The organism is Pseudomonas sp. 6D_7.1_Bac1, assembly GCF_025465945.1.
Taxonomy (GTDB): Bacteria; Pseudomonadota; Gammaproteobacteria; order Pseudomonadales; family Pseudomonadaceae; genus Aquipseudomonas.
Genome location: NZ_JANLNW010000020.1, coordinates 55749 through 79720 on the forward strand (window position 1 = coordinate 55749; position 23972 = coordinate 79720).

Sequence of the window (23972 nt, forward strand, 5' to 3'; positions counted from 1 at the left end):
GCATGCCAGTGCCCCGACTTGGGTTTTCTGCCCCAATATCACGCTTATAAAGGTGTAAACCGCTTTAAAGCGGAAAATCCCGCCCCTTAATGTAGCGCTCAATTCCACAAATGACCTGTTTTGGTGCATCGAAAACCTTCTGCACATTAACTGGTTAAACCTTGAACAATTTCCGCTATAATCCGCGCCCCCCTTTTTCGGCTGGCCCTGCGCGCGCTGTTTTCATGAAACTAATCGTAAAAGTCTTCCCCGAGATCACCATCAAGAGCCGCCCGGTACGGATGCGTTTCATCCGTCAATTGGCCAAAAACATCCGTGCCGTGCTCCGCGATCTGGACCCGGCCGTGGTGGTGAACGGCGTGTGGGACAACCTCGAGCTGGAAACGCACGTCACTGACCCCAAAGCCTTGAAGGACATGACCGAGCGCCTGAGCTGCATGCCGGGTATCGCGCATTTCCTGCAGGTCGACGAGTACCTGTTGGGCGACTTCGACGACATCGTCGTCAAGTGCAAGCAGCACTTCGGTGATTCGCTGGCCGGGAAGATTTTTTCGGTGCGCTGCAAGCGTGCCGGCAAGCACGAATTCAGCTCGATGGACGTAGAGAAATACGTCGGCAGCCAGCTGCGTCGTCAGTGCGGCGCCGCCGGTATTTCGCTCAAAAACCCGGAAATCGAAGTTCGCATCGAAATTCGCGACCAACGGTTGTTTGTGATCCACAGCCAGCACAACAGCATCGGCGGCTACCCCTTGGGCGCGCTGGAACAGACCCTGGTGCTGATGTCCGGCGGTTTCGATTCCACCGTCGCGGCTTACCAGATCATGCGCCGCGGGCTGATGGCCCACTTCTGCTTCTTCAATCTCGGCGGGCGTGCCCACGAATTGGGCGTGATGGAAGTTGCGCATTTCATCTGGAAGAAGTACGGCAGCTCCCAACGCGTGTTATTTGTCAGTGTGCCGTTCGAGGAAGTGCTGGGAGAAATTCTCGGCAAAGTCGATAACAGTCATATGGGCGTAGTATTGAAGCGTATGATGTTGCGCGCTGCGTCCCGGATCGCTGATCGGCTGGACATCGAGGCGCTGGTCACCGGCGAAGCGATTTCCCAGGTTTCCAGCCAGACACTGCCGAACCTGTCCGTGATCGACTGCGTGACCGACAAGCTGGTATTGCGCCCACTGATCGCCAGTCACAAGCAGGACATCATCGACCTGGCCAACGAAATCGGCACCGCCGATTTCGCCAAGCACATGCCGGAATACTGCGGGGTCATTTCGGTGAACCCCAAGACCCACGCCAAGCGTCCGCGCGTGGAGCATGAAGAGAAAGAATTCGATATGGCGGTGCTCGAGCGTGCGCTCGAGAACGCCAAACTGGTGCCGATCGATCGCGTGATCGACGAATTGGGCCAGGACTTGCAGATTGAAGAAGTCAGCGAAGCGCTGGCCGGTCAGATCGTCATCGACATCCGCCACCCGGATGCCGCTGAGGACGACCCGCTGACACTGGCTGGCATCGAGGTACAAACGATGCCGTTTTATGCTCTGAACGCTCGTTTCAAGGAACTGGACCCTACTCGCCAGTACCTGTTGTATTGCGACAAAGGCGTGATGAGTCGCCTGCATGCCCACCATTTGCTCAGTGAGGGGCATGCCAATGTGCGCGTTTATCGACCGAGCTAAGTGCCCGGGGCTGTTTGCCTGTGGCTTGCGTCACCGGCCCCCCGACGCCGCCGTCAAGCTGTAACGGCAAAGCCTGACTCTACTGTAAATCGCTGCCAAGACTTGTCAGCACACCGAATCCTCTGATCGAGATACACAAGTGATCGAAAATCTACGCAACATCGCCATCATTGCTCACGTTGACCATGGTAAGACCACCCTGGTAGACAAACTCTTGCGTCAATCCGGCACCCTGGAGCGCAACGAGCTCAACGACGAGCGCGTGATGGACTCCAACGACCAGGAGAAAGAGCGCGGTATTACCATTCTGGCGAAAAACACCGCCATCAACTGGAACGGCTACCACATCAACATCGTGGACACCCCGGGCCACGCCGACTTCGGCGGCGAAGTTGAACGCGTAATGTCGATGGTTGACTCCGTTCTGCTGCTGGTTGACGCTCAAGACGGCCCTATGCCGCAAACCCGTTTCGTGACCAAGAAGGCTTTCGAAGCCGGCCTGCGTCCAATCGTGGTCATCAACAAGGTTGACCGTCCAGGCGCGCGTCCGGACTGGGTTCTGGACCAGATCTTCGACCTGTTCGACAACCTGGGTGCTACCGAAGAACAGCTGGACTTCAAAGTCGTCTACGCCTCGGCCCTGAACGGCATTGCCGGTCTGGACCACACCGAAATGGCTGACGACATGACCCCGCTGTACCAGTCGATCGTCGACAACGTACCTGCGCCGAAAGTCGACCGTGACGGTCCGTTCCAGATGCAAATCTCCGCTCTGGACTACAACAGCTTCCTGGGTGTTATCGGTGTTGGCCGTATCGCTCGTGGTCGCATCAAGCCGAACACTCCGGTTGTGGCTATCGACGCTGACGGCAAGAAGCGTAACGGTCGTATCCTGAAGCTGATGGGTCACCACGGTCTGCACCGCATCGACGTTGAAGAAGCAGCTGCCGGCGACATCGTCTGCATCAGCGGCTTCGACCAGCTGTTCATCTCCGACACTCTGTGCGACCCACTGAACGTCGAAGCGATGAAGCCGCTGACCGTTGACGAACCAACCGTTTCCATGACCTTCCAGGTAAACGACTCGCCTTTCTGCGGTAAAGAAGGCAAGTTCGTGACCAGCCGTAACATCAAGGAACGTCTGGACAAAGAGCTGCTGTACAACGTTGCACTGCGCGTTGAAGAAGGCGACTCGGCTGACAAGTTCAAGGTTTCCGGCCGTGGTGAGCTGCACCTCTCGGTACTGATCGAAACCATGCGTCGCGAAGGCTTCGAAATGGGCGTTGGTCGTCCGGAAGTGATCATCCGTATGGTTGACGGCGTCAAGCACGAACCGTACGAAAACGTGACCATCGACCTGCCGGAAGAATCCCAGGGCTCGATCATGGAACAGATCGGTATCCGTAAAGGCGACCTGACCAACATGGTTCCGGATGGCAAGGGCCGTGTGCGCCTTGAGTACAACATCCCGGCTCGTGGCCTGATCGGTTTCCGTAACGAGTTCCTGACCCTGACCTCCGGTGCAGGCATCCTGACCTCGATCTTCGACCGTTACGACGTGATGAAGTCCGGCGACATGTCCGGCCGTCAGAACGGCGTGCTGGTTTCGGTTGCTACCGGTAAGGCTCTGACTTACTCGCTGGAAACCCTGCAAGCTCGCGGCAAACTGTTCCTGGGTCACGGTGAAGACGTGTACGAAGGTCAAATCGTCGGCATCAACAGCCGCGACAACGACCTGGGCGTCAACCCAACCAAAGGCAAGAAGCTCGACAACATGCGTGCTTCGGGTAAAGACGAAACCATCGCACTGGTTCCGCCTATCCGCTTCACCCTGGAGCAAGCTCTGGAGTTCGTACAAGAAGACGAACTGTGTGAAGTCACTCCTAAGTCCATCCGTCTTCGTAAGAAGATCCTGGGCGAAAGCGAGCGTACCCGCGCTGCCAAGAAAAGCGGCAACTGAGTTTCGACTTAGTTAGCGCTTAAAAAAACGCCCCCGACCGCAAGGTCGGGGGCGTTTTTGTTTGTCTGGGGTTTGTGCGGTGTTTGTTCTGGCCCCATCGCGAGCAGGCTCGCTCCCACAGTGATTTGTGGTGTTTGCAAAATCTGCGTTCAGCCCTGAACCTTGTGGGAGCGAGCCTGCTCGCGATGAGGCCCTGTCAGACAGCGAGATTCTTGATCAGAACTTGTCCAGCGTTCGCGGATTGGTCTCGCGCACGACTTCTTTAGGTTTGTACGCGCAATACCCCGGCCGCGGGCCGATCTTGGGGTGGTTGCGGCAAGTATCCGGGCGCTTTTCATAAATAGTGCACAAACGGCTCTTACGATCCAGATACAGGCAATCGTTGTTGCTCATGCGCTGGAGTGTGAAGATTTCCGACTTCTGGTTGTAGCGCTCGACGATCCCTTCCTTTTGCAGGCGCTTGGCGATGTTCTTTGGTGGTTCGCCGAGTTCGAATTCGTCGACGATGCCGATGCGGATCAGATCCTTGATCTTCACCTCGACCGGCAGCGTGCAGCAGCTGGACACGCATGAGCCGCACATCGGGGCAGAGTACTTGGCCCAGGTATCGAGGCGGTCGATCTCCGCGGCGGCGATCAGGTTCGGCTTCATCATGTGGAATTACCAGCGTGCATCAGGGCGCGCGATCATACCGGGACTGGTGATTTTTTGAACGACCATTTGCCGGTTTTTTATTGCAACGCTGCATTTTTTGAGCGATAGGCATGGCATCTGCATCTTTTCCAGGTGTATCGGCAAGGACAGAGGCTTGATTCAGGCGATTGCAAAAAACGCCGAACCCCGGCCTTTGCCTCGTGTCAGACCGACTAGGCTCAGTCAATTCCATGCTCGCTCGAGGTCCTATCGATGACTCAAGAACCACTTGTTCGCGAAGCTGAGGTGGCCGCATTTCGCGACGCCGTACTGACCAAGCTCACCTACGCCGTGGGCAAGGACCCGGATCACGCCTTTGACCATGACTGGTTTGAAGCCATAGCCCTGGCGGCACGTGATCACATGGTCGAGCACTGGATGGACCACACGCGGCAGATCTACCGCAAAGGCCAGAAGCGCGTTTACTACCTCTCGCTGGAATTTCTCATCGGCCGCCTGCTCTACGACAGTCTGAGCAATCTCGGCCTGCTCGACGTGGCCCGCGAAGCGCTGACCGAGTTGGGTGTAGACCTCGAACGCATTCGCTTGCTGGAACCAGACGCCGCACTCGGCAACGGTGGCCTTGGTCGCCTGGCGGCGTGCTTCATGGAAAGCATGTCGACCCTCGGCATCGCCGGTCACGGCTACGGCATTCGTTATGAGCACGGCTTGTTTCGCCAGGCGATTGTCGATGGCTGGCAGCAGGAGCAGACCGAGCACTGGCTGGATTTCGGCAACCCCTGGGAGTTCGAGCGCCCGGAAGTGATCTACCCGATCGGCTTCGGCGGTAGCGTCGAAACCGTGACCGATGACAGCGGCAAGAGCAAACAGGTCTGGTCGCCTTCGGAGACCGTTCGGGCGGTGGCCTATGACACGCCGGTGGTCGGCTGGCGCGGTGCTAGCGTTAACACCTTGCGCCTGTGGCGTGCGCGGGCCATGGAAGATTTGCACCTGGAGCGCTTCAACGCCGGTGACCACCTGGGCGCGGTGGCCGAAGTGGCCCGTGCGGAAAGCATCTCCCGCGTGCTCTACCCGGCCGACATCACCGAGGCCGGCCAGGAGTTGCGGCTACGCCAAGAGTATTTCTTCGTTGCTGCGTCCTTGCAGGATTTGCTGCGCCGCCACCGCAACATGCACACCTCGGTACTGACCCTGGGCGATCACGCAGCGATCCAGCTCAACGACACTCACCCCTCGATCGCCGTGGCCGAGTTGATGCGTCAACTGGTCGATGTGTACGACGTGGCGTGGGACGCGGCCTGGCAGATCACGGTCGATACGCTTTCCTACACCAATCACACGCTGTTGCCGGAAGCGCTGGAAACCTGGCCGGTGGGGCTGATGGAGCGGATGCTGCCGCGACACATGCAGATCATTTACCTGATCAACGCTCAGCACATCGATTCGCTGCGGGCCAAGGGTATTCACGACTTCGACGTACTGCGCGCGGTGTCGCTGATCGAAGAAGACAACGGTCGTCGGGTGCGCATGGGTAACCTGGCGTTTCTGGGTTCCCACAGCGTCAACGGCGTGTCTGGCTTGCACACTCAACTGATGCGCAGCACGGTGTTTTCCGAGCTGCACAAGTTGTACCCAGAGCGGATCAACAACAAGACCAACGGCATCACCTTCCGCCGTTGGCTCTATCAGGCCAACCCGGAACTGACCTCGTTGATGGTCGATGCGCTGGGCCCGGACGTGTTGGATAACCCGGAGCAACGGCTGATCGGCCTGGAGCCGTTTGCCGAGAAAGCGGCGTTCCGCAATAAGTTCGCCGAGCAACGCCTGCACAGTAAAAAGGCCTTGGCCTATCTGATTCATGAGCGGCTGGGGATAGCGGTCAACCCGGCGGCGATGTTCGACGTGCAGGTCAAGCGGATTCACGAGTACAAACGCCAGTTGCTCAACCTGATGCACACCGTGGCGCTGTATCAGGCGATCCGTGCCGAGCCGGAAATCGATTGGGTGCCGCGGGTGAAGATCTTCGCCGGCAAGGCGGCGGCCAGTTATCACCAGGCCAAGCTGATCATCAAACTGACCAACGACATCGCCCGCACGGTTAACAACGACCCGACCGTGCGCGGTTTGTTGAAAGTGGTGTTCTTGCCCAACTACAACGTCAGCCTGGCGGAGAGCATCATTCCGGCGGCCGACCTGTCGGAGCAGATCTCCACCGCCGGTTTCGAAGCGTCGGGCACCAGCAACATGAAATTCGGTCTCAACGGCGCGCTGACCATTGGCACGCTGGACGGTGCCAACGTGGAAATGTGTGAGCGCATTGGTGCCGAGCATATGTTCATCTTCGGTCTGAGCGCCCAACAGGTTGAGGCGCGCAAGCAGAATCATGAGTTCTACGCCGCGCCGGATATCGCCGCCTCTCGTCGACTGGGTGATGTGCTACAAGCGATTCGCGGCGGGGTGTTCTCACCGGATGAGCCGTCGCGTTATACCGGGATGATCGATTCGTTGATCGAATATGACCGGTTCCTGGTCTGCGCCGACTTCGATTCCTACTGGTATGCCCAGGCACGGGTTGAAGAGCATTGGCACGACTCGAAGGAATGGTGGCGCTCGGCGGTACTCAACAGTGCGCGGATGGGCTGGTTCTCGTCCGACCGGACCATTCGCGAGTACGCCACGGATATCTGGAAAGCGCTGGAGTAACTTTTAGCAATAATTGCGAGCAAGGCCCAACGGTTGTTGGGCCGGATCGATATACTAAGCAGCAGTTTTGCCGGATGTTTCAGTGTCAGCCAGAGTTTCTGACCTCTCCGGACTCGCCCGGCAATGGGCCGCTTAGGGATATTGACCATGCAATGGATTTTCATGCTGATTGGGCTGGTGCTGGGCTGGGTGCTCGATGAGTCTTTGAGTGAGGCGTTGATTGGCGCACTGATGGGGCTTGGTGCAGGCCAGGCGTTTGTGCTGAGGCGCCTGAATTCGCAAGCGACCGAGCAGCGTAGTCAGCTGGAGCGGGCGCAGGTTGCCCTCGGTGTGGTCGAGCAGCGGCTGGCGTTGCTGGAAACCCATGGCATCAATGCCGCGCCGGTTGCTGAGCCGGCGACTGCCAGTGAGCCAACACCTGCTGCTGAAATCATCGTTGACCAAGCGCCTGAGCCTGGCCCGGCACCGTTGCCTGCCGCGCAGGAACTGGTCTGGGAATTGCCGCCCGAATTCGAGCCGGTGCAGGCAAACATTGCGCCTGAGCCTGCCGATCTCTGGACTTCGCAACCCAGCGAACCGCAACAACCTGCCGCACCCCGTGGCCCGAATCTGATCGAACGCGGCATCGCCGCCGCGCGCAATTGGCTGTTCGGCGGCAACACCGTGCTGCGGGTTGGCGTGGTGCTGTTGTTCTTCGGTCTGGCGTTCCTGCTGCGTTACGCCACCGAAGGCATGGTGGTGCCGATTGAAGTGCGTTACGCCGGGGTCGCTGCGGCGGCGCTGGCCTTGCTGGGGCTGGGGTGGTGGCTGCGGCTGCGTAACACCAACTACGCGCTGATCCTTCAGGGCACCGGCATCGCCGTGCTGTACCTGACGGTGTTCGCCGCCATGCGCTTGCACCCGTTGCTCGATCCGACGGCGGCGTTGGGCCTGCTGGTGGTGGTGACGATCTTCTCGGCGATTCTGGCGATCACCCAGGACTCGCTGGCCCTGGCCTGCGCTGCGGCGTTGGGCGGGTTTGCCGCGCCGATCCTGACGTCCACTGGCGCCGGCAACCATGTCGCGCTGTTCAGCTATTTCGCCTTGCTCAATGCCGGTATTCTCGCCATTGCCTGGTTCAAGGCCTGGCGTCTGCTGAACCTGATCGGCTTTGCCGGCACCTTCGGTATCGGTTTCGCCTGGGGCCTGCGTTCTTACACGCCGGAACTGCTGTGGAGCACCGAGCCGTTTCTGATTGTGTTTTTCCTGATGTACCTGGCGATTGGCTTGTTGTTCGCTCGTCGCAAATTGCTCGAAATGAGCGATGCGCCAGAGGATGACAGCCGTGAGGCGTTGTTGCGCTGGTCGGCCCGCAAGGGGGACTACGTCGACGGCACCATGCTGTTCGGTCCGCCGCTGCTGGGCTTCGGTTTGCAGTTCGCGCTGATCCATCATCTGGAGTTTGCCGCTGCGTTCAGCGCGTTGGCGTTGGGCATCGTTTACATGGGTCTGGCGCGTTTTCTCAGCGGCGGTCGGGCCTTGCTGCTGGCGGAGACCTGCCTGGCGCTGGGGGTGATTTTCGCCAGCCTGGCGATTCCGTTGGGCCTGGATGCGCGCTGGACGGCGGCTGCCTGGGCGGTGGAGGGCGCTGGAATCTTCTGGCTCGGCCTGCGTCAGCATCGGCCGTTGGCGCGGGCATTTGCCCTGTTGTTGCAACTGGGCTCGGCGCTGGCGTTTCTCAGCAAATTGAGCCTGGGCGACAGCAGCCTGCTGGATGGCGCACTGCTTGGTGCGTTGATGCTCGGCGTGGCATTGCTGTTCAGTTTCTATCACTTGCGCAACGCTTCCCCTGAGCAAACCTCGGTCTGGGAACGCAAGGGCTTGCCGGTGTTGGCCTGTGCCGGACTGACATTCCTTTATCTGCTGGCGCCGCTGTTTTTCTTCACCCACGGCACCGCAATCAGCTGGGCGCTGGCCGGTTTGGCGACGTTGTTTGTCGGTTTGCGTCTGCAATCGCGGACCTTCCTGTTCACCGCGTTTGCCGTGCAACTGCTCGGCGGCGTGTTGTTCCTGCTGCGGCTGCAAGGCGCCAGCGGTGAGGAAGCGGCGGTGTTCAGCGCTGGCTGGAACGGTTTGCTCACCGCTTCGTTGATTGGCCTGGCGCTGATCGGCGGGATGCTGTTTGCCGCCCGCGACGACATGGTGCGCAGTGACGCGCGATTGCTGCGTGGGCTGTCGGTGGTGTTGCTGGCCGGTTTGGTGCTGATCAACCTGGCGGTGTTGTTCGTGTTGCCATGGCAAACGGCGAGCGCGGTGTGGGCGGCCAGCGGTCTGTTGATCATCTGGCTGAGCCTGTACTTGCAGCAGCGGGTGAGTTTTGTCTTTGGCTTGTTGTTGCAGGTGATCGGCGGCGCGGCGTTTTTGATCGCCGGACCCGAACTGCTCGGGCCGCTCGGCAGCGAAGGCCTGCGGCCACTGGGCCACAGCGGTTTCTGGACACCCATGGTGCTCGGGCTGGCAGCGATGGTTGGTGCCTGGCGCTTGCAGCTTGGCAATCACGCGAGCGCGTTTGATGCCTTGAGTTTGCGCCGCTTGTCCGAGTTGCTGTTGATGTGGGGCGCGGCCTGGTGGGCACTGGCGTTGATCAGCGAAGTGCTGCGTTTTGCGCCGCTGAACCTGCAAGCCACGCTGTTGCTGGGCATTGCGGCGCTGAGTGTCGCGTTGTGGACGTGGCTGGCCTTGCGGCTGAAATGGCCGACGATGGGCGTACTCTGCACCTTGTTGATGCCGGCAGCGGCGTTGGTGTTGGTCGCGGCCTGGCATTCGCGTTATCACCCAGCGGCCAATCTCGGTTGGCTGGCGTGGGCGGCGGTGTTCGTGGTGCATTTCATTTCGCTGCGACGTTTGGCTCCGATGCTTCCCGCGCAGGTATTGAGCGCCGCTCATGTGCTGGGTTGCTGGCTGTTGATCGGCGTGTTGGCGCTGGAGCTGCGTTACGGTTTGCTGGTGTTGTCCGAGCAGTACAACGCCTGGCGCTGGCTGGGTTGGGCGATTCTGCCGAGCCTGTACCTGGTGTTGATGGCTGCGCCGCGGGCCTGGCCATGGCCGATGTCGGCCCATGCCCGCGAATACCGGGTGTACGCCGCATTGCCGCTGGCGCTGCTGATGCTCGGCTGGTTCTGGTTGGCGAACATCGTCAGCGACGGCACCGCCGAACCGCTGCCTTACTTGCCGCTGCTTAACCCACTGGAAATCGGCCTGCTGTTTGCCTTGTTCGGCGTGTATGTCTGGTCGCGCAGTGCGGTCAGTCAATTAGCGATTCGCGCCGATTATGCCGAGCGTGCCACGCACGTGGTGGCCGGGGTTTCGCTGTTCGCTTTCTTCACCGCGCTGGTGATGCGCAGCGCTCACCATTGGGGCGGCGTGCCGTTTGAGCTGGATGCCATGCTGGAGTCGATGCTGGTGCAGGCCGGTCTGTCGATCGTCTGGACCCTGATCGCCCTGAGCCTGATGATCGGCGGGCATTTGCGCCATCGTCGGGAGGTCTGGCTGGTGGGGGCGGGGCTGATCGCGCTGGTGGTCGCCAAACTGATCTTTGTTGAATTGAGCAACCGCGGCGGGCTGGCGCGGATCGTGTCGTTTATCGGCGTGGGCGTGTTGCTGCTGGTGGTGGGCTATTTCGCGCCGTTGCCGCCCAAGCGCGCTGAAGCACCGGCTGAGCCTGAAAAGCCGACCAATGAATCTGAAGGAGTGTCATCTTGAATCTGAAGTTGTCGCTGGGCGCTGTTGGACTTTGTGCGGCACTGTCGGCCCATGCTCAGGAAACCCCGGCGGATTTCACCACGCAAGTGCCTCTGAGCCTGAGCGGCGAGGGGCCTTGGTATCGCCTCGAATTGCCGCTGGCGGTGCAATTGAATGCACGCCAGACCGATCTCAGCGACGTGCGAGTGTTCAACGCTGCCGGCGAGGCGCAGGCCTATTCGCTGGCGCGGGAGCAGGCGCAGAGTCGTGAAAATCGTGTGGTGAATGACGTTAAGTGGTTCCCGCTTTATGACTCGGCCGACTCCAGCGCAGCGGTGCCAAGCGTGCGAGTGCAGTCGAACGCCAACGGCACGCTGGTGCAAGTCCAGCCTTCAAGCCAGCTCGAAGCCGGCGAAGAAGTGCTGCGTGGCTGGTTGCTGGACGCCAGCGCGATCAAGGCGCCGTTGCAACAGTTGGTCCTTGACTGGACCAGCGAACGCGATGGCTTCCAGCGTTTCAGTATCGAGGCCAGTGACGACTTGCAGCATTGGCAACCCTGGGGTGATGGGCAGGTGGCGCGGCTGTCGTTCGCCGACGAACGGGTCGAGCAGCATGAAGTGAATTTGCCGGGGCAAAGTGCGCGTTATCTGCGCTTGCTGTGGAAAACCCCAGAGGCAGCGCCCATGCTGACCTCGGCGCAACTGCAAAGCGCCAGTTCCAGCTACCTGCCGCAACCGTTGGTCTGGTCCGAACCGTTGGCCGGCAGCAGCACGAAGGCCGGTGAATACACCTGGCAGTTGCCGATGGGTTTGAGTGTCGAGCGCTTGCAGGTCGAGTTGAGTCAGGCCAACAGCCTGGCGCCGGTCACCCTGTCGGGGCGTCGCGAAAGCAGCCTGCCGTGGCAAAACTTGAGCAGCGGCTTGCTCTATCGGTTGACGCAGAATGGCCAGGACGTGGTGCAGAACCAATTGCAGGTGCCTGGCCAGGTGGTGCAACAGTTGAAACTGACCGTCGATGAGCGCGGCGGTGGCTTGGGCGCACAAGCTCCAGCCGTGCGTTTTGCCGTACGCTCGACGCAGGTGGTGTTCCTCGCTCGCGGGGCGGGACCGTACACGCTGGCGCTGGGTAGCGCGACGGTGAAAGCGGCGAGTTTGCCCCTGTCGACGCTGATTCCCGATTACAGCCCCAAGCGGTTGGCGACCTTGGGGCAGGCCAAGGTCGATGGCGGGGCGGTGGTGACTTCGTCGCTTACGGCGGTGACACCGATTGCGACCGGCACGAATTGGAAGAAGATCGGCCTGTGGGCGGTGCTCTTGCTCGGTGTGGCAGGTTTGGCGGGAATGGCGTTCAGCCTGCTGCGCAAGCCGCCTGCTGAAAATTGAGCGTGGGTGCTTTGCACCCAATCGCGAGCAGGCTCGCTCCCACAAGGACACCGCTAACCTGTGGGAGCGAGCCTGCTCGCGAAGGCGGCCTGATTGCCGCCAAAAATCTTCAATCGGCCACTATTCTTCAAGCCACAACTATCTCGATTCGAACTACGCTCAACCCCGCGCATGAACTCTATCGAGTGAATCTCGTCTGATAGGAGGAATTGCGCCTCGACTCGCGTTAAACTGCGCGGGTTTTTAGTCCCCATTCCTCCGGAGCCTTCCATGTCCCGCGTTACCCTGAGTCGCTATTTGATTGAGCAGACCCGTAGCAACAACACGCCTGCCGATCTGCGCTTTCTGATCGAAGTCGTGGCGCGTGCTTGCAAGGAAATCAGCCACGCTGTCTCCAAAGGCGCCCTGGGTGGTGTTCTGGGCAGCATGGGCACTGAAAACGTGCAAGGCGAAGTCCAGAAGAAGCTCGACGTGATCTCCAACGAGATCCTGCTCGAAGCCAACGAATGGGGCGGTCACCTGGCCGGCATGGCGTCCGAAGAAATGGACAATGCCTACCAGATCCCGGGCAAATACCCGAAAGGCGCCTACCTGCTGGTATTCGACCCACTGGACGGTTCGTCGAACATCGATATCAACGCGCCGGTCGGTACTATCTTCTCAGTGCTGCGTTGCCCGAACGAATACCTGAGCCAGAACGAACCCTTGAACGAAAAGGCTTTCCTGCAGCCAGGCACCGAACAGGTAGCCGCCGGTTATGCCATCTACGGCCCGCAAACCATGTTGGTGCTGACCCTGGGTGATGGCGTGAAAGGCTTTACCCTGGACCGTGAAATGGGCAGCTTCGTGCTGACTCATGAAGACATCAAGATCCCGTCCTCCACTCAGGAATTCGCGATCAACATGTCCAACCAGCGTCACTGGGAAGCACCGGTACAACGCTACGTCGGCGAACTGCTGGCTGGTGAAGAAGGCCCGCTGAAAAAGAACTACAACATGCGCTGGGTCGCCGCGATGGTGGCCGACGTGCACCGCATCCTGACCCGTGGCGGCGTGTTCATGTACCCACGTGACAGCCGCGAGCCTTCCAAGCCGGGCAAGTTGCGTCTGATGTACGAAGCCAACCCGATGTCGTTCCTGGTTGAACAGGCCGGCGGCGCTTCCACCGACGGTCACCAGCGTATTCTCGACATCAAGCCGGAAGGCCTGCACCAGCGTGTAGCGGTGTTCCTGGGCTCGAAAGAAGAAGTTGAACGCGCCACGGCTTACCACAAGGAATAAACCATGACCGCGCCCTGGCAGCCGTTGCTTGATTGGTGGTTCGGTTCAGCCGACAAACCTGATGAAGTGGCGGCGCAAATGGGCAAGTTGTGGTTCGGTAAGCGTGACAGCCAGGACCTCGAAGCGCGTACGCGTTTCGGGGATCTGGTGGAACAGGCACTGGCCGGCGGATTGACCGAGTGGACGCAACGTCCCGAAGGTTGGCTGGCCCTGGTGTTGTTGCTCGACCAGTTACCGCGAATGATCTTTCGCGAAAGTCCAAAATCCTTTGCAGGCGACTTGAGGGCCCAGGCTCTGGTCGCGCAAGGCATTGCTGCGGATTTCGATCGGCAATTGCTGCCTATTCAGCGTGTGTTCATCTACCTGGTGTTCGAGCACTGCGAGCATCTGGCGGTGCAGAACGAAGCCATCTCGCGGTTTACAGAGCTGATGAATCAGCAACCCGAGGCTGATCGCGCGGTGTTTGCCGATAACCTCGATTACGCCGAACGGCATCAGAAAATCATCGCCCGGTTTGGGCGGTTTCCCCATCGCAATGCGGTGTTGGGAAGGGAGTCTACGGCTGAGGAACTGGAGTTTCTTGCAGGACCTGGATCACGGTTCTAGCTATTCGTTGTTGCTGATGCCGCCATCGTCGGAACGCCGCCCGGAGCCGGCTCGCTCCCACAGTGGATCTCTAGCGCGACAAAGATTCATGTGGGAGCGAGCCTGCTCGCGATGGGGCCTTCAAGGGCGCGTCAGATTCTGAAACTACCCACCAACTGCTTCAACCGCGCCGCTTGCTGCTCAAGATCGGCGCACGCGCGCAAGGTCGATTGCAGGTTCTCCACGCCTTCCTGGTTCAGGGTGTTGATTTCGGTGATGTCGACGTTGATCGACTCGACCACGGCGGTTTGCTCTTCGGTAGCGGTGGCCACCGATTGGTTCATGCCGTCGATTTCGCCGATGCGCTGGGTCACGCTGCCCAGGCGCTCGCCGGCCTGGTTGGCGATGCCGACGCTGCTTTCGCTCTGACGCTGGCTGTCGGTCATGATGGCGACGGCCTCACGGGCGCCGACTTGCAGCTCTTCAATCATCTTCTGCACTTGCTGCGCTGAATCCTGGGTGCGATGAGCGAGGTTGCGCACTTCGTCGGCAACCACCGCAAAACCGCGTCCGGCCTCACCCGCGCGAGCGGCTTCGATGGCGGCGTTGAGGGCTAGCAGGTTGGTCTGTTGCGAGATGCTGGTGATCACTTCGAGGATCTGCCCGATGTTCACCGTGTTGCTGTTCAGCGTTTCGATGTTGCCGCACGAGTCGCTGATTTTTACCGACAGTTGCTGCATCGCCGCGATGGTTTTATCCACGACTTGCTGGCCGTCTTCGGCCAGGCTGCGGGCGTCGCTGGAGTGCTGTGAGGCGAGGGCGGCGTTCTGGGCGATTTCCTGGGCGGCGGCGCCGAGCTGGTTGATTGCCGCGGCCACGCTGCTGGTACGCGAGGCTTGCTGGTCGGAATTGAACATCGACGAGTTGGAGGCGCTGACTACACGCAGGGCGACTTCGTTGACCTGGCCGGTGGCCGATGCCACTTCGCGGATCGAGGTGTGAATACGTTCGACGAAACGGTTGAACGAGGTGCCCAGTGCTCCGAATTCGTCCTGGCCGTGAATGGTCAGGCGTTTGGTCAGGTCGCCTTCACCTTCGGCGATGTCATGCATGGCGCGGCCCATGGTCAGCAGCGGTTGCATCAAGACCCGGATCAGCATGCCGAGCAGTGTGATGATGATCACCACGGCAATCACCATGGCGATGATCGCCGAGGTGCGGAACTCGCTGAGCATCGAGAACGCGGTGTCCTGATCGAGCACCAGTGCCACGTACCAGTCAGCCGACGGCACGCCGTTGACGTGAGTGAAGGAGATGAACTGGCTCTTGCCGTCCACTTCGACTTCCTTCATGCCGGGGCTGACCTTCGGCGCACCAGCGGGATAGGCCTCGGCGAGGCTTTTGAGCACCAGTTTGCTGTCTGGGTGAATCAGGATCTTGCCGTCGCTACTGACGATGAACGCGTGGCCGTGGCCGCCGAAATTCAGCGAGTTGATGATGGCGCTGACGCTGCTCAGGTCGATGTCTGCACCGGCCACACCAATCATTTGGTTCTGATGCTGTACCGGCGTTGCAACGGTGATCACCAGCTTGCCTGAAGAGGCGGCGATGTAGGGTTCGGTGACGATGGTCTGCTGCGCGCTGTTGGCGGCTTTGTACCAGCCACGGGCGCGTGGGTCGTAGTCTGCTGCGCGATTGCCGGCCGGTACCGAGAACATCACGCCGTCGGCACCGCCGAAGTAGCTCAACTGAAAGTTGCTGGTGTAGGCCGGCAGGCCGACGGCGCGTTTCAGGTTGTCCAGCGCAGGGCCGTCGACGGCCACTTGCTGGGCCAGCGATTGCAGCAACTGGATGCGACTTTCCAGCCAGGTCTGGATATTACTGGTGGTCAGGCTGCCGAGTTCCTGCATCGAGGATTCGGTGCTGCTGCGCAGGGTTTGGCGCTGGCGGTAGTCGTTGAACAGAATGAAACAGGCGAATGCTACTGCGACCACGAGGGCAGCGGCGAGCAGGATCTTGTGGCTGAATTTCATGTTTCTGGTCATTAGAGGCGCTACCGCGGAAGGGCTGATCAACGAGGAGCGTCAAATTGCCACAGGGGCAGGCTTGGCGCTGCTTCTATGTCGACAGGCCAGCGCCAAAGATTAGGCGGGTTTCACGAAAACCGACGAAATACCGGTCAATGTGAAAAAGTGCCTGATTTTGGGGCGAAATGCCGATTTCGCCCTTCAAGAAATACCCGGTGCCGGGGGGAACCAGAAGGAGGTTTTCTCTTCTAAGCTTCTGGTTGGCAGCCATGCCTTCCCCCTCTTTCCAGGAGTTACACCATGTCGCTGCGATCTATCGCCTTGCTGTCGTTTTGCGTGCTGTTGGTCGCGTGCAGCAAGATCAACCAGGAAAACTACTCGAAATTGTCGACGGGCATGCCCAAGGCCGAGGTCGAAACCTTGCTGGGTAAACCTGCCGATTGTTCTGGCGCGTTGGGCATGTCCAGCTGCACCTGGGGCGACAAGAACAGCTTTATCAGCGTGCAGTACGCCGGTGACAAAGTGCTGATGTTTTCCGGGCAAGGCCTGAAGTAAACCGGGGCCAAACGCCCACGGGAGAAAAATAATGATGCGGTTTGTAATAGTTCTTCTGGCCGGCCTGGTATTGGCCGGCTGCGCCACTTCTGGCGATGATTCACTGGCGCCGAAAACGGTCCATAGCGTCAACCTCAAGCGTTACCAGGGTAAATGGTACGAGTTGGCGCGCATGCCCATGTACTTCCAGCGTAACTGTGCGCAATCCGAAGCTCATTACACCCTGAAGAACGACGGTGACATGGAAGTGTTGAACCGCTGCCTGACGCCCGAGTGGAAATGGGAAGAAGCCAAGGGCACGGCGACGCCGCAGATTCCCGGCAAGGCTGACAAACTGTGGGTGAGCTTCGATAACTGGTTTACCCGGCTGTTGCCAGGCGTGACCAAGAGCAATTATTGGGTGCTGTATGTCAGTGATGATTACCAGACCGCGATTGTCGGCAGCCCCAATCGGCGTTACCTCTGGTTGCTGTCACGCAAGCCGGAAGTCAACGCGGATACCCGCGAGGAACTGCTGAGCAGGGCGCGTCAGCAGGGTTACGACACCACACGCCTGATCTGGCGGGTGTCGGACTCAAAAATGGCCCAGACCTCGAAATAAGCACGAGCGAATACCAAATGTGGGAGCGAGCCTGCTCGCGATGGGGTCATCAGTTTCAACAATGATGTTGGCTGATGGGCCGTCATCGCGAGCAGGCTCGCTCCCACATTGGTTTTTTGGTGTTAGCCGAGCAAGTCGCGCAGGACCTGGGTGAAGGCCCGGTTACTTTCTTCTTCGCCCGCGTGATGCCCGTCGCGCACCACCCACTTGCCGTTCACCAGTACGTCGCGCACCTGGCGGTCGCCACCGGCAAACAGCCAACGGTTCAGAATCCCGTCGCCACTGGCGGTTGCCAGGTAAGGGTCGTTGCCGTCGAGCACCAGCCAGTCGGCGCGTTTGCCGACTTCCAGCGCGCCAATCGGCTGGCCCAGCGCTTGTGCGCCACCGTCGAGCGCGGCGTCGTATAGCGTGCGACCGACCATCGGTTGATCGGCACCATACAAGCGATTGCGCCGCTGGTCGCGCAGGCGCTGGCCGTATTCCAGCCAGCGTAATTCTTCCACCACGCTCAGCGACACATGGCTGTCGGAGCCAATGCCCATGCGCCCGCCTTGAGCGAGGAAGTCCACGGCCGGGAAAATCCCGTCGCCCAGATTGGCCTCGGTAGTCAGGCACAAGCCGGCGATGGCGCGACTCTTGGCCATCAAGCTGACTTCTTCCGGGTTGGCGTGGGTCGCGTGGACCAGGCACCAGCGCTGATCGACGTCGGTATTTTCGTACAGCCATTGCAATGGACGGCGACCGCTCCAGCTCAGGCAGTCGTCGACTTCCTTTTGCTGTTCGGCGATGTGGATGTGTACCGGGCATTGCTTGTCGCTGGCCGCCAGCACTTCGCTGATTTGCTGCGGCGTGACTGCACGCAACGAGTGGAAGCACAGGCCCAGTTGTTGCGCCGGTTGCTGCGCCAGTATTGGCTGCAAGCGTGCTTGTAGTTTCAGGTAGTTTTCAGTGCTGTTGATGAAGCGTCGCTGGCCTTCATTAGGCGCCAGACCACCGAAACCGGAGTGGCTGTAGAGCACGGGCAGCAAGGTCAGGCCGATGCCAGAGGCGCTGGCCGCCTGGCTGATCTGCAACGACAACTCGGCCGGGTCCGCATAAGGGTGGCCGTTGTGGTCGTGGTGCACGTAATGAAATTCGGCGACCGAGGTGTAACCGGCCTTGAGCATTTCGATGTACAACTGACGGGCGATGATCCCGAGTTGTTCCGGGCTGATTTTTCCGACGAGGCGATACATCAGATCGCGCCAGGTCCAGAAACTGTCGTTCGGATTACCCGCCACTTCGGCCAATCCAGCCATCGCCCGCTGGAATGCGTGGGAGTGCAGATTCGGCATGCCCGGCAGCAGCGGACCGCTCAACCGTTCGGCGCCTTCGGCGCTCGCATCGGCCTGGATGTGGGTCAGCAGGCCATCGGCACTGACCTCGAGACGTACATTGTTGGCCCATCCACTAGGCAGTAGCGCGCGTTCGGCAAAGAAGGCGGACATGGTTCAGCACCCCATCGTGTGTTATTTGTATATACATATACAGACGTTTGCCTGCTCGGTAAACTCCGGCAAGCTAGTCACCTTCATTAACGAACAAGGATTTCCTGTGCCGACTCCGCCTGTAGAATCGAAGCTGAGTGCCAATCTGGGCGACAGTCCGGCGCCCTTGTACGCTCGCGTCAAACAGATGATCACCCAGCAAATCGACAGTGGAAACTGGCCGCCGCACTACCGTGTGCCGTCGGAAAGCGAGCTGGTCAGCCAGCTGGGTTTCAGCCGCATGACCATCAATCGCGCCCTGCGCGAGATGACGACTGACGGCCTGTTGGTGCGCATGCAGGGCGTCGGTACCTTCGTCGCCGAACCCAAGAGCCAGTCCGCGTTGTTCGAAGTGCATAACATTGCCGACGAAATCGCCTCTCGCGGCCATCGTCACACGTGCAAGGTCATCACTCTGGAAGAAGAGGCCGCCGGTTCCGAACGCGCCTTGGCGCTGGACATGCGTGAAGGCCAGAAGGTCTTCCACTCACTGATCGTGCATTTCGAGAACGATATTCCGGTGCAAATCGAAGACCGTTTCGTCAACGCCCTGGTGGCGCCGGACTACCTCAAGCAAGACTTCACCCTGCAAACGCCTTACGCCTATCTGAATCAGGTTGCTCCATTGACCGAAGGCGAGCACGTGGTCGAAGCGATTCTTGCCGAGCCTTCCGAATGCAAATTGCTGCAGATCGAAAAAGGCGAGCCGTGCCTGCTGATTCGCCGTCGGACCTGGTCCGGGCGTCAGCCAGTGACGGCCGCTCGTTTGATCCACCCCGGTTCCCGTCATCGTCTGGAAGGGCGGTTTCATAAATAATAAAGAGGCATAAATGAGTCAGTTGAAGGTCTTGCGCGCGGCTGATTATCCGCGCATGCCGTGGAAAAACGGCGGTGGCAGCACCGAAGAAATCACCCGCGATGCGGGGACGGGTCTGGATGGATTTGGCTGGCGCCTGTCGATTGCCGATATCGGTGAATCGGGCGGCTTCTCCACCTTTGCCGGTTATGAGCGGGTCATCACCGTGCTGCAGGGCGACGGCATGACCTTGACGGTCGACGGTCAGAACACACGGCCATTGTTACCGCTGGACCCGTTTGCGTTCAGCGGCGAGAGTCAGGTTTCCTGCACGCTGCTTGGCGGTGCGATTCGCGACTTCAACCTGATTTATGCACCGAATCGTTATCAGGCGCGGTTGCAGTGGGTAGCGGGTGAGCAACGGTTCTTCAGCTCGGCCGGCACCCTGCTGGTGTTCAGCGTGGCCGACGCACTCGACGTGCAGATCGATGGCAGCGGGGTCCATGTTCTGGGGCGTCATGATTGCCTGCAACTGAACGGTAACACCGGGCTGCTGGATGTTTCCGTCAGTGGCCAGTGCTGCGTGATTGAACTGACTGCACATAGTTAATTGTGGCGAGGGAGCTTGCTCCCGTCGGCCGGTCCGCGTTCGGGCGCAGCAGTCGTAAATCCGGCAAACACGTTTTATCTGTCACACCACTTGCTCTGGCTTTGGGTCTGCTTCGCAGACCAGCGGGAGCAAGCTCCCTCGCCACAAAAAACATCTCTCGCCGTTTCCCTGTGCACACTAATTTGTTACCGAACGCCCCAGCGTGGCGCAAAACCGCGCTCAGGTAACAATTGTCACTCTTCGAAAAATCCCGCCTCCAAAAAAAACGCTCCCCGCCAAACCCTTGCCCCAAGGGCTTTTCAGCCAGATTCAGCACTTTATTGCATGCCCATCCAGCAAGTTGGCCGCTTGATTGCATATGCTTGTATGTACAAGTAAAGACGTATGCGTATGAGTCACGAAGACTCGACCATCGTCCACTGATTCGCCGGTGTGCACCGTTTGCACATTGGCTTGCTCGCCCACAGCCTGGGCTGGTTTGGATTGATTGCTGAGGAGTTTTTTTCGTGACTGACAATACCCAGAAACCGACCCCCGTCACTTTTACTAAGTACCGTGACGTTGAAATCCGTGCTGCCCGCGGCAACAAGCTGACCGCCAAGAGCTGGCTGACCGAAGCGCCGCTGCGCATGTTGATGAACAACCTCGACCCGGAAGTGGCCGAGAACCCTAAAGAACTGGTGGTTTACGGTGGTATCGGTCGCGCGGCGCGTAACTGGGAATGCTACGACAAGATCGTCGAGAGCCTGACCAACCTGAATGACGACGAAACCCTGCTGGTGCAATCCGGCAAGCCGGTCGGCGTGTTCAAGACTCACAGCAACGCGCCACGCGTGCTGATCGCCAACTCCAACCTGGTGCCACACTGGGCGAGCTGGGAACACTTCAACGAACTGGACGCCAAGGGCCTGGCCATGTACGGCCAGATGACTGCCGGCAGCTGGATCTACATCGGCAGCCAGGGCATCGTCCAAGGCACCTACGAAACCTTCGTCGAAGCCGGTCGCCAACACTACAACGACAACCTCACCGGTCGCTGGGTCCTGACTGCCGGTCTGGGTGGCATGGGCGGCGCACAACCACTGGCCGCTACCCTGGCCGGTGCCTGCTCGCTGAACATCGAATGCCAGCAGGTCAGCATCGATTTCCGTTTGAACAGCCGTTATGTCGACGAGCAAGCCAAAGACCTCGACGACGCGCTGGCCCGCATTGCCAAATACACCAAGGAAGGCAAGGCGATTTCCATCGCTCTGCTGGGCAACGCGGCTGAAATTCTGCCGGAACTGGTCAAGCGCGGCGTGCGCCCGGATATGGTCACCGACCAGACCAGCGCCCACGATCCGCTCAACGGTTACCTGCCGGCCGGCTGGACCTGGGAAGAGTACCGCGCCCGCGCCAAGACCGAGCCAGCTGCCGTGGTCAAAGCCGCCAAGCAATCGATGGCCGTGCACGTTAAAGCGATGCTCGATTTCCAGAAAATGGGCATTCCGACCTTCGACTACGGCAACAACATCCGTCAGATGGCGCAAGAAGAAGGCGTCGAGAACGCATTCGACTTCCCAGGCTTCGTACCGGCCTACATCCGTCCACTGTTCTGCCGTGGTATTGGCCCGTTCCGTTGGGCTGCGCTGTCGGGCGATCCGCAAGACATCTACAAAACCGACGCCAAGGTCAAAGAACTGATCCCGGACGACGCCCACCTGCACAACTGGCTGGACATGGCGCGCGAGCGCATCAGCTTCCAGGGTCTGCCGGCACGTATCTGCTGGGTTGGCCTGGGTCTGCGCGCCAAGCTCGGTCTGGCGTTCAACGAAATGGTCCGCAGCGGCGAGCTGTCGGCACCGATCGTGATCGGCCGCGACCATCTGGACTCCGGTTCGGTGTCGAGCCCTAACCGCGAAACCGAATCCATGCAGGACGGTTCCGATGCCGTATCCGACTGGCCACTGCTCAACGCCCTGCTCAACACCGCGAGCGGCGCGACCTGGGTTTCCCTGCACCACGGCGGCGGCGTCGGCATGGGCTTCTCCCAGCACTCGGGCATGGTCATTGTCTGCGACGGTACTGACGAAGCGGCCGAGCGTATCGCTCGCGTTCTGCACAACGACCCGGCCACTGGCGTTATGCGTCACGCCGATGCCGGTTACCAGATCGCTATCGACTGTGCCAACGAGCAGGGCCTGAACCTGCCGATGATCACCGGTAAATAACGCAGTACTTGTAGGCGCAGGAGCTTTTGGTGGGAGCGAGCCTGCTCGCGATGAGGCCAGCACATTCAACATCTTTGTTGACTGACAAATCGCTATCGCGAGCAGGCTCGCTCCCACAAAAGCCAACACCAGGTATACCCAGAACAATCCACAGAGGTTGAACCATGGCTAATGATGATCGTGCACGCAGTAAACCGTTGATCGAGAAACGTTCGATCGACTACATCCCGGAAGCGGAAAGACACGGTCGTCTATTGAGTCAGTTCACCCTGTGGTTGGGTGCCAACCTGCAAATCACCGCGATTGTGACGGGTGCATTGGCGGTGGTACTGGGCGGGGATGTGTTCTGGTCGTTGATCGGTTTGCTGATCGGACAATTGCTCGGCGGTGGCGTCATGGCGCTGCACGCAGCCCAAGGCCCGCAACTCGGCTTGCCGCAAATGATCTCCAGCCGCGTGCAGTTTGGCGTGTATGGGGCAGTGATTCCGCTGGTGCTGGTGTGCCTGATGTACATCGGCTTCTCGGCCAGCGGTTCGTTGCTGGCGGGGCAGGCGGTCGCGCAGTTGTTGCACGTTGAAGACTGGGTCGGCATCGCGCTGTTCGCAGGCAGCATCATGGTCTTCACCATGTTCGGCTATCGGGTGATCCACGGCATCGGTCGTGTCGCCAGTGTGTTGGGCGTGGTGGCGTTCATCTACCTGTTCTACAAGCTGCTGGCCGGTAACGACATCAGTGCGCTGCTGGGCAACAAGCACTTCTCCCTGGCGAGTTTCCTGTTGGCGGTGTCGCTGTCGGCGTCCTGGCAGATCGCGTTTGGCCCTTATGTGGCGGACTACTCGCGTTACCTGCCGCGTAGCACCTCTGCGTCGAAAACCTTCTGGGCCGTTGGCCTGGGTTCGGTGATCGGTGCGCAGGCGTCGATGGTCTTCGGTGTGTTCGCCGCAGCCCTGGCCGGTTCGCAGTTCGCTCACCACGAGGTGTCGTTCATTGTCAGCCTGGGCGGTACCGGGATTGTCGCGGCGCTGCTGTACTTCGCCGTGGCCTTCGGCAAAGTCACCGTGACCACGTTGAACGCCTACGGCAGCTTCATGTCGATCGCAACGATCATCAGTGGCTTCCGTGGCAGCCGCCACATTGGAAGCGGCGTACGCCTGTTGTACATCTTCATCATGGTGTCGATCGCTGCGGCTCTGGCATTGCTCGGCAAGGATTCGTTCCTCAAGGAATTCTCCGCGTTCATCCTGTTCCTGCTGGCGTTTTTCACGCCGTGGAGCGCGATCAACCTGGTGGACTTCTACTGCATCACCAAAGAGCGCTATGACATTCCGGCACTGTCCAACCCTGAGGGTCGCTACGGTCGCTGGAACATCATGGGCATCAGCATTTACGTGTTCGGCGTGTTGATTCAAATGCCGTTCATTTCCACCCACTTCTACACCGGCCCTCTGGTCGCGAGCCTCGGTGATACCGACATCTCGTGGATCATCGGTCTAGTGGTACCGGCGGCGATGTACTACTTCGCGGCCAAGAAGTGGCATAGCGCAGTACCCGAGCGCCTGATACTGCCGGTCGAGCAGGGCGACGCTTCAGCAGCGAAAACAAGTGGGGCGGATGGCGTTGCAGCGATCTGATTGGACGAAACTGGCGAAGATCTTCATGAAGGAACATCCTGAGATCTGGCAG

General features: G+C 59.7%; 17 protein-coding genes and 1 pseudogene. 13 read left to right on the forward strand and 5 right to left on the reverse strand.

Going from position 1 to position 23972, the window contains the following annotated elements; all coding sequences use genetic code 11:
• Window positions 1–224 precede the first annotated feature (224 nt).
• Together thiI and typA are read left to right on the forward strand one after the other, a co-directional pair.
• A complete protein-coding gene (gene thiI / locus NTD87_RS05705; RefSeq protein WP_262112493.1) occupies window positions 225–1679 on the forward strand; it encodes a tRNA uracil 4-sulfurtransferase ThiI in 1455 nt (484 codons plus the stop codon).
• 139 nt (window positions 1680–1818) lie between these two features.
• On the forward strand, window positions 1819–3639 hold the full coding sequence (gene typA, locus NTD87_RS05710; protein WP_123423994.1) for a translational GTPase TypA: 1821 nt from the start codon (window positions 1819–1821) through the stop codon (window positions 3637–3639).
• A 216-nt stretch (window positions 3640–3855) separates the two neighbouring features.
• Here the strand turns inward: typA and NTD87_RS05715 are convergent, their stop codons facing one another.
• Window positions 3856–4293 carry a YkgJ family cysteine cluster protein gene (locus NTD87_RS05715; protein WP_262112496.1) on the reverse strand — a complete coding sequence of 146 codons (438 nt, stop codon included), beginning with the start codon at window positions 4291–4293 and terminating at the stop codon, window positions 3856–3858.
• 252 nt (window positions 4294–4545) lie between these two features.
• On the opposite strand from NTD87_RS05715, the gene NTD87_RS05720 reads away from it, so the two are divergent.
• The 5 genes from NTD87_RS05720 (at window position 4546) to NTD87_RS05740 (ending at window position 13985) form a co-directional block, all read left to right on the forward strand.
• The gene (locus NTD87_RS05720) at window positions 4546–6996 is read left to right on the forward strand and encodes a glycogen/starch/alpha-glucan phosphorylase (RefSeq protein WP_262112497.1); all 2451 of its coding nucleotides are present in this window, start codon (window positions 4546–4548) and stop codon (window positions 6994–6996) included.
• Window positions 6997–7143: 147 nt separating this feature from the next.
• On the forward strand, window positions 7144–10737 hold the full coding sequence (locus NTD87_RS05725) for a DUF2339 domain-containing protein (RefSeq protein WP_262112499.1): 3594 nt from the start codon (window positions 7144–7146) through the stop codon (window positions 10735–10737).
• The gene (locus NTD87_RS05730) at window positions 10734–12098 is read left to right on the forward strand and encodes a DUF3999 domain-containing protein (protein WP_262112501.1); all 1365 of its coding nucleotides are present in this window, start codon (window positions 10734–10736) and stop codon (window positions 12096–12098) included. Before NTD87_RS05725 ends, NTD87_RS05730 begins: the two co-directional genes overlap by 4 nt.
• A 270-nt stretch (window positions 12099–12368) precedes the next feature.
• Window positions 12369–13379 carry a class 1 fructose-bisphosphatase gene (locus NTD87_RS05735; protein WP_262112502.1) on the forward strand — a complete coding sequence of 337 codons (1011 nt, stop codon included), beginning with the start codon at window positions 12369–12371 and terminating at the stop codon, window positions 13377–13379.
• Between the two features lie 3 nt (window positions 13380–13382).
• Window positions 13383–13985, forward strand: a complete 603-nt coding sequence (locus tag NTD87_RS05740) for a DUF924 family protein (RefSeq protein ID WP_262112503.1) — start codon at window positions 13383–13385, stop codon at window positions 13983–13985.
• Window positions 13986–14116: 131 nt separating this feature from the next.
• Here the strand turns inward: NTD87_RS05740 and NTD87_RS27995 are convergent, their stop codons facing one another.
• The 3 genes and pseudogenes from NTD87_RS27995 to NTD87_RS05750 all read right to left on the reverse strand — a co-directional run bounded on the left by NTD87_RS27995 (window position 14117) and on the right by NTD87_RS05750 (window position 16262).
• Window positions 14117–14881: a methyl-accepting chemotaxis protein gene (locus NTD87_RS27995; RefSeq protein ID WP_410017464.1), complete on the reverse strand. Its 765-nt coding sequence runs from the start codon at window positions 14879–14881 to the stop codon at window positions 14117–14119.
• Window positions 14882–14974: 93 nt separating this feature from the next.
• Window positions 14975–16009 (reverse strand): annotated as a pseudogene (locus NTD87_RS28000) (cache and HAMP domain-containing protein); the annotation flags it as partial.
• Between the two features lie 73 nt (window positions 16010–16082).
• The gene (locus NTD87_RS05750; protein ID WP_262112506.1) at window positions 16083–16262 is read right to left on the reverse strand and encodes a hypothetical protein; all 180 of its coding nucleotides are present in this window, start codon (window positions 16260–16262) and stop codon (window positions 16083–16085) included.
• Between the two features lie 29 nt (window positions 16263–16291).
• Between NTD87_RS05750 and NTD87_RS05755 the strand changes: the two genes are divergently transcribed.
• Both NTD87_RS05755 and NTD87_RS05760 read left to right on the forward strand, forming a co-directional pair.
• Complete coding sequence (locus tag NTD87_RS05755; RefSeq protein WP_262112507.1) at window positions 16292–16546, forward strand: outer membrane protein assembly factor BamE; 255 nt, start codon at window positions 16292–16294, stop codon at window positions 16544–16546.
• Between the two features lie 31 nt (window positions 16547–16577).
• A complete protein-coding gene (locus NTD87_RS05760; RefSeq protein WP_262112509.1) occupies window positions 16578–17147 on the forward strand; it encodes a lipocalin family protein in 570 nt (189 codons plus the stop codon).
• A gap of 122 nt (window positions 17148–17269) precedes the next feature.
• On the opposite strand, the gene NTD87_RS05765 is transcribed toward NTD87_RS05760, so the two are convergent.
• Window positions 17270–18634 (reverse strand): formimidoylglutamate deiminase, encoded by a 1365-nt coding sequence (locus NTD87_RS05765; RefSeq protein ID WP_262112511.1) that lies wholly within the window; start codon window positions 18632–18634, stop codon window positions 17270–17272.
• Window positions 18635–18821: 187 nt separating this feature from the next.
• Here NTD87_RS05765 and hutC point away from each other — a divergent pair, with 187 nt between their 5' ends.
• The 4 genes from hutC to NTD87_RS05785 all read left to right on the forward strand — a co-directional run bounded on the left by hutC (window position 18822) and on the right by NTD87_RS05785 (window position 23920).
• Window positions 18822–19490, forward strand: coding sequence for a histidine utilization repressor (hutC, locus tag NTD87_RS05770; RefSeq protein WP_262112646.1), 669 nt, complete (start codon window positions 18822–18824; stop codon window positions 19488–19490).
• A 13-nt stretch (window positions 19491–19503) separates the two neighbouring features.
• Window positions 19504–20079, forward strand: a complete 576-nt coding sequence (locus NTD87_RS05775; RefSeq protein ID WP_262112513.1) for a HutD family protein — start codon at window positions 19504–19506, stop codon at window positions 20077–20079.
• 506 nt (window positions 20080–20585) lie between these two features.
• Complete coding sequence (hutU, locus tag NTD87_RS05780) at window positions 20586–22289, forward strand: urocanate hydratase (RefSeq protein ID WP_262112515.1); 1704 nt, start codon at window positions 20586–20588, stop codon at window positions 22287–22289.
• A 164-nt stretch (window positions 22290–22453) separates the two neighbouring features.
• Window positions 22454–23920, forward strand: coding sequence for a purine-cytosine permease family protein (locus NTD87_RS05785; protein WP_262112517.1), 1467 nt, complete (start codon window positions 22454–22456; stop codon window positions 23918–23920).
• Window positions 23921–23972 lie beyond the last annotated feature (52 nt).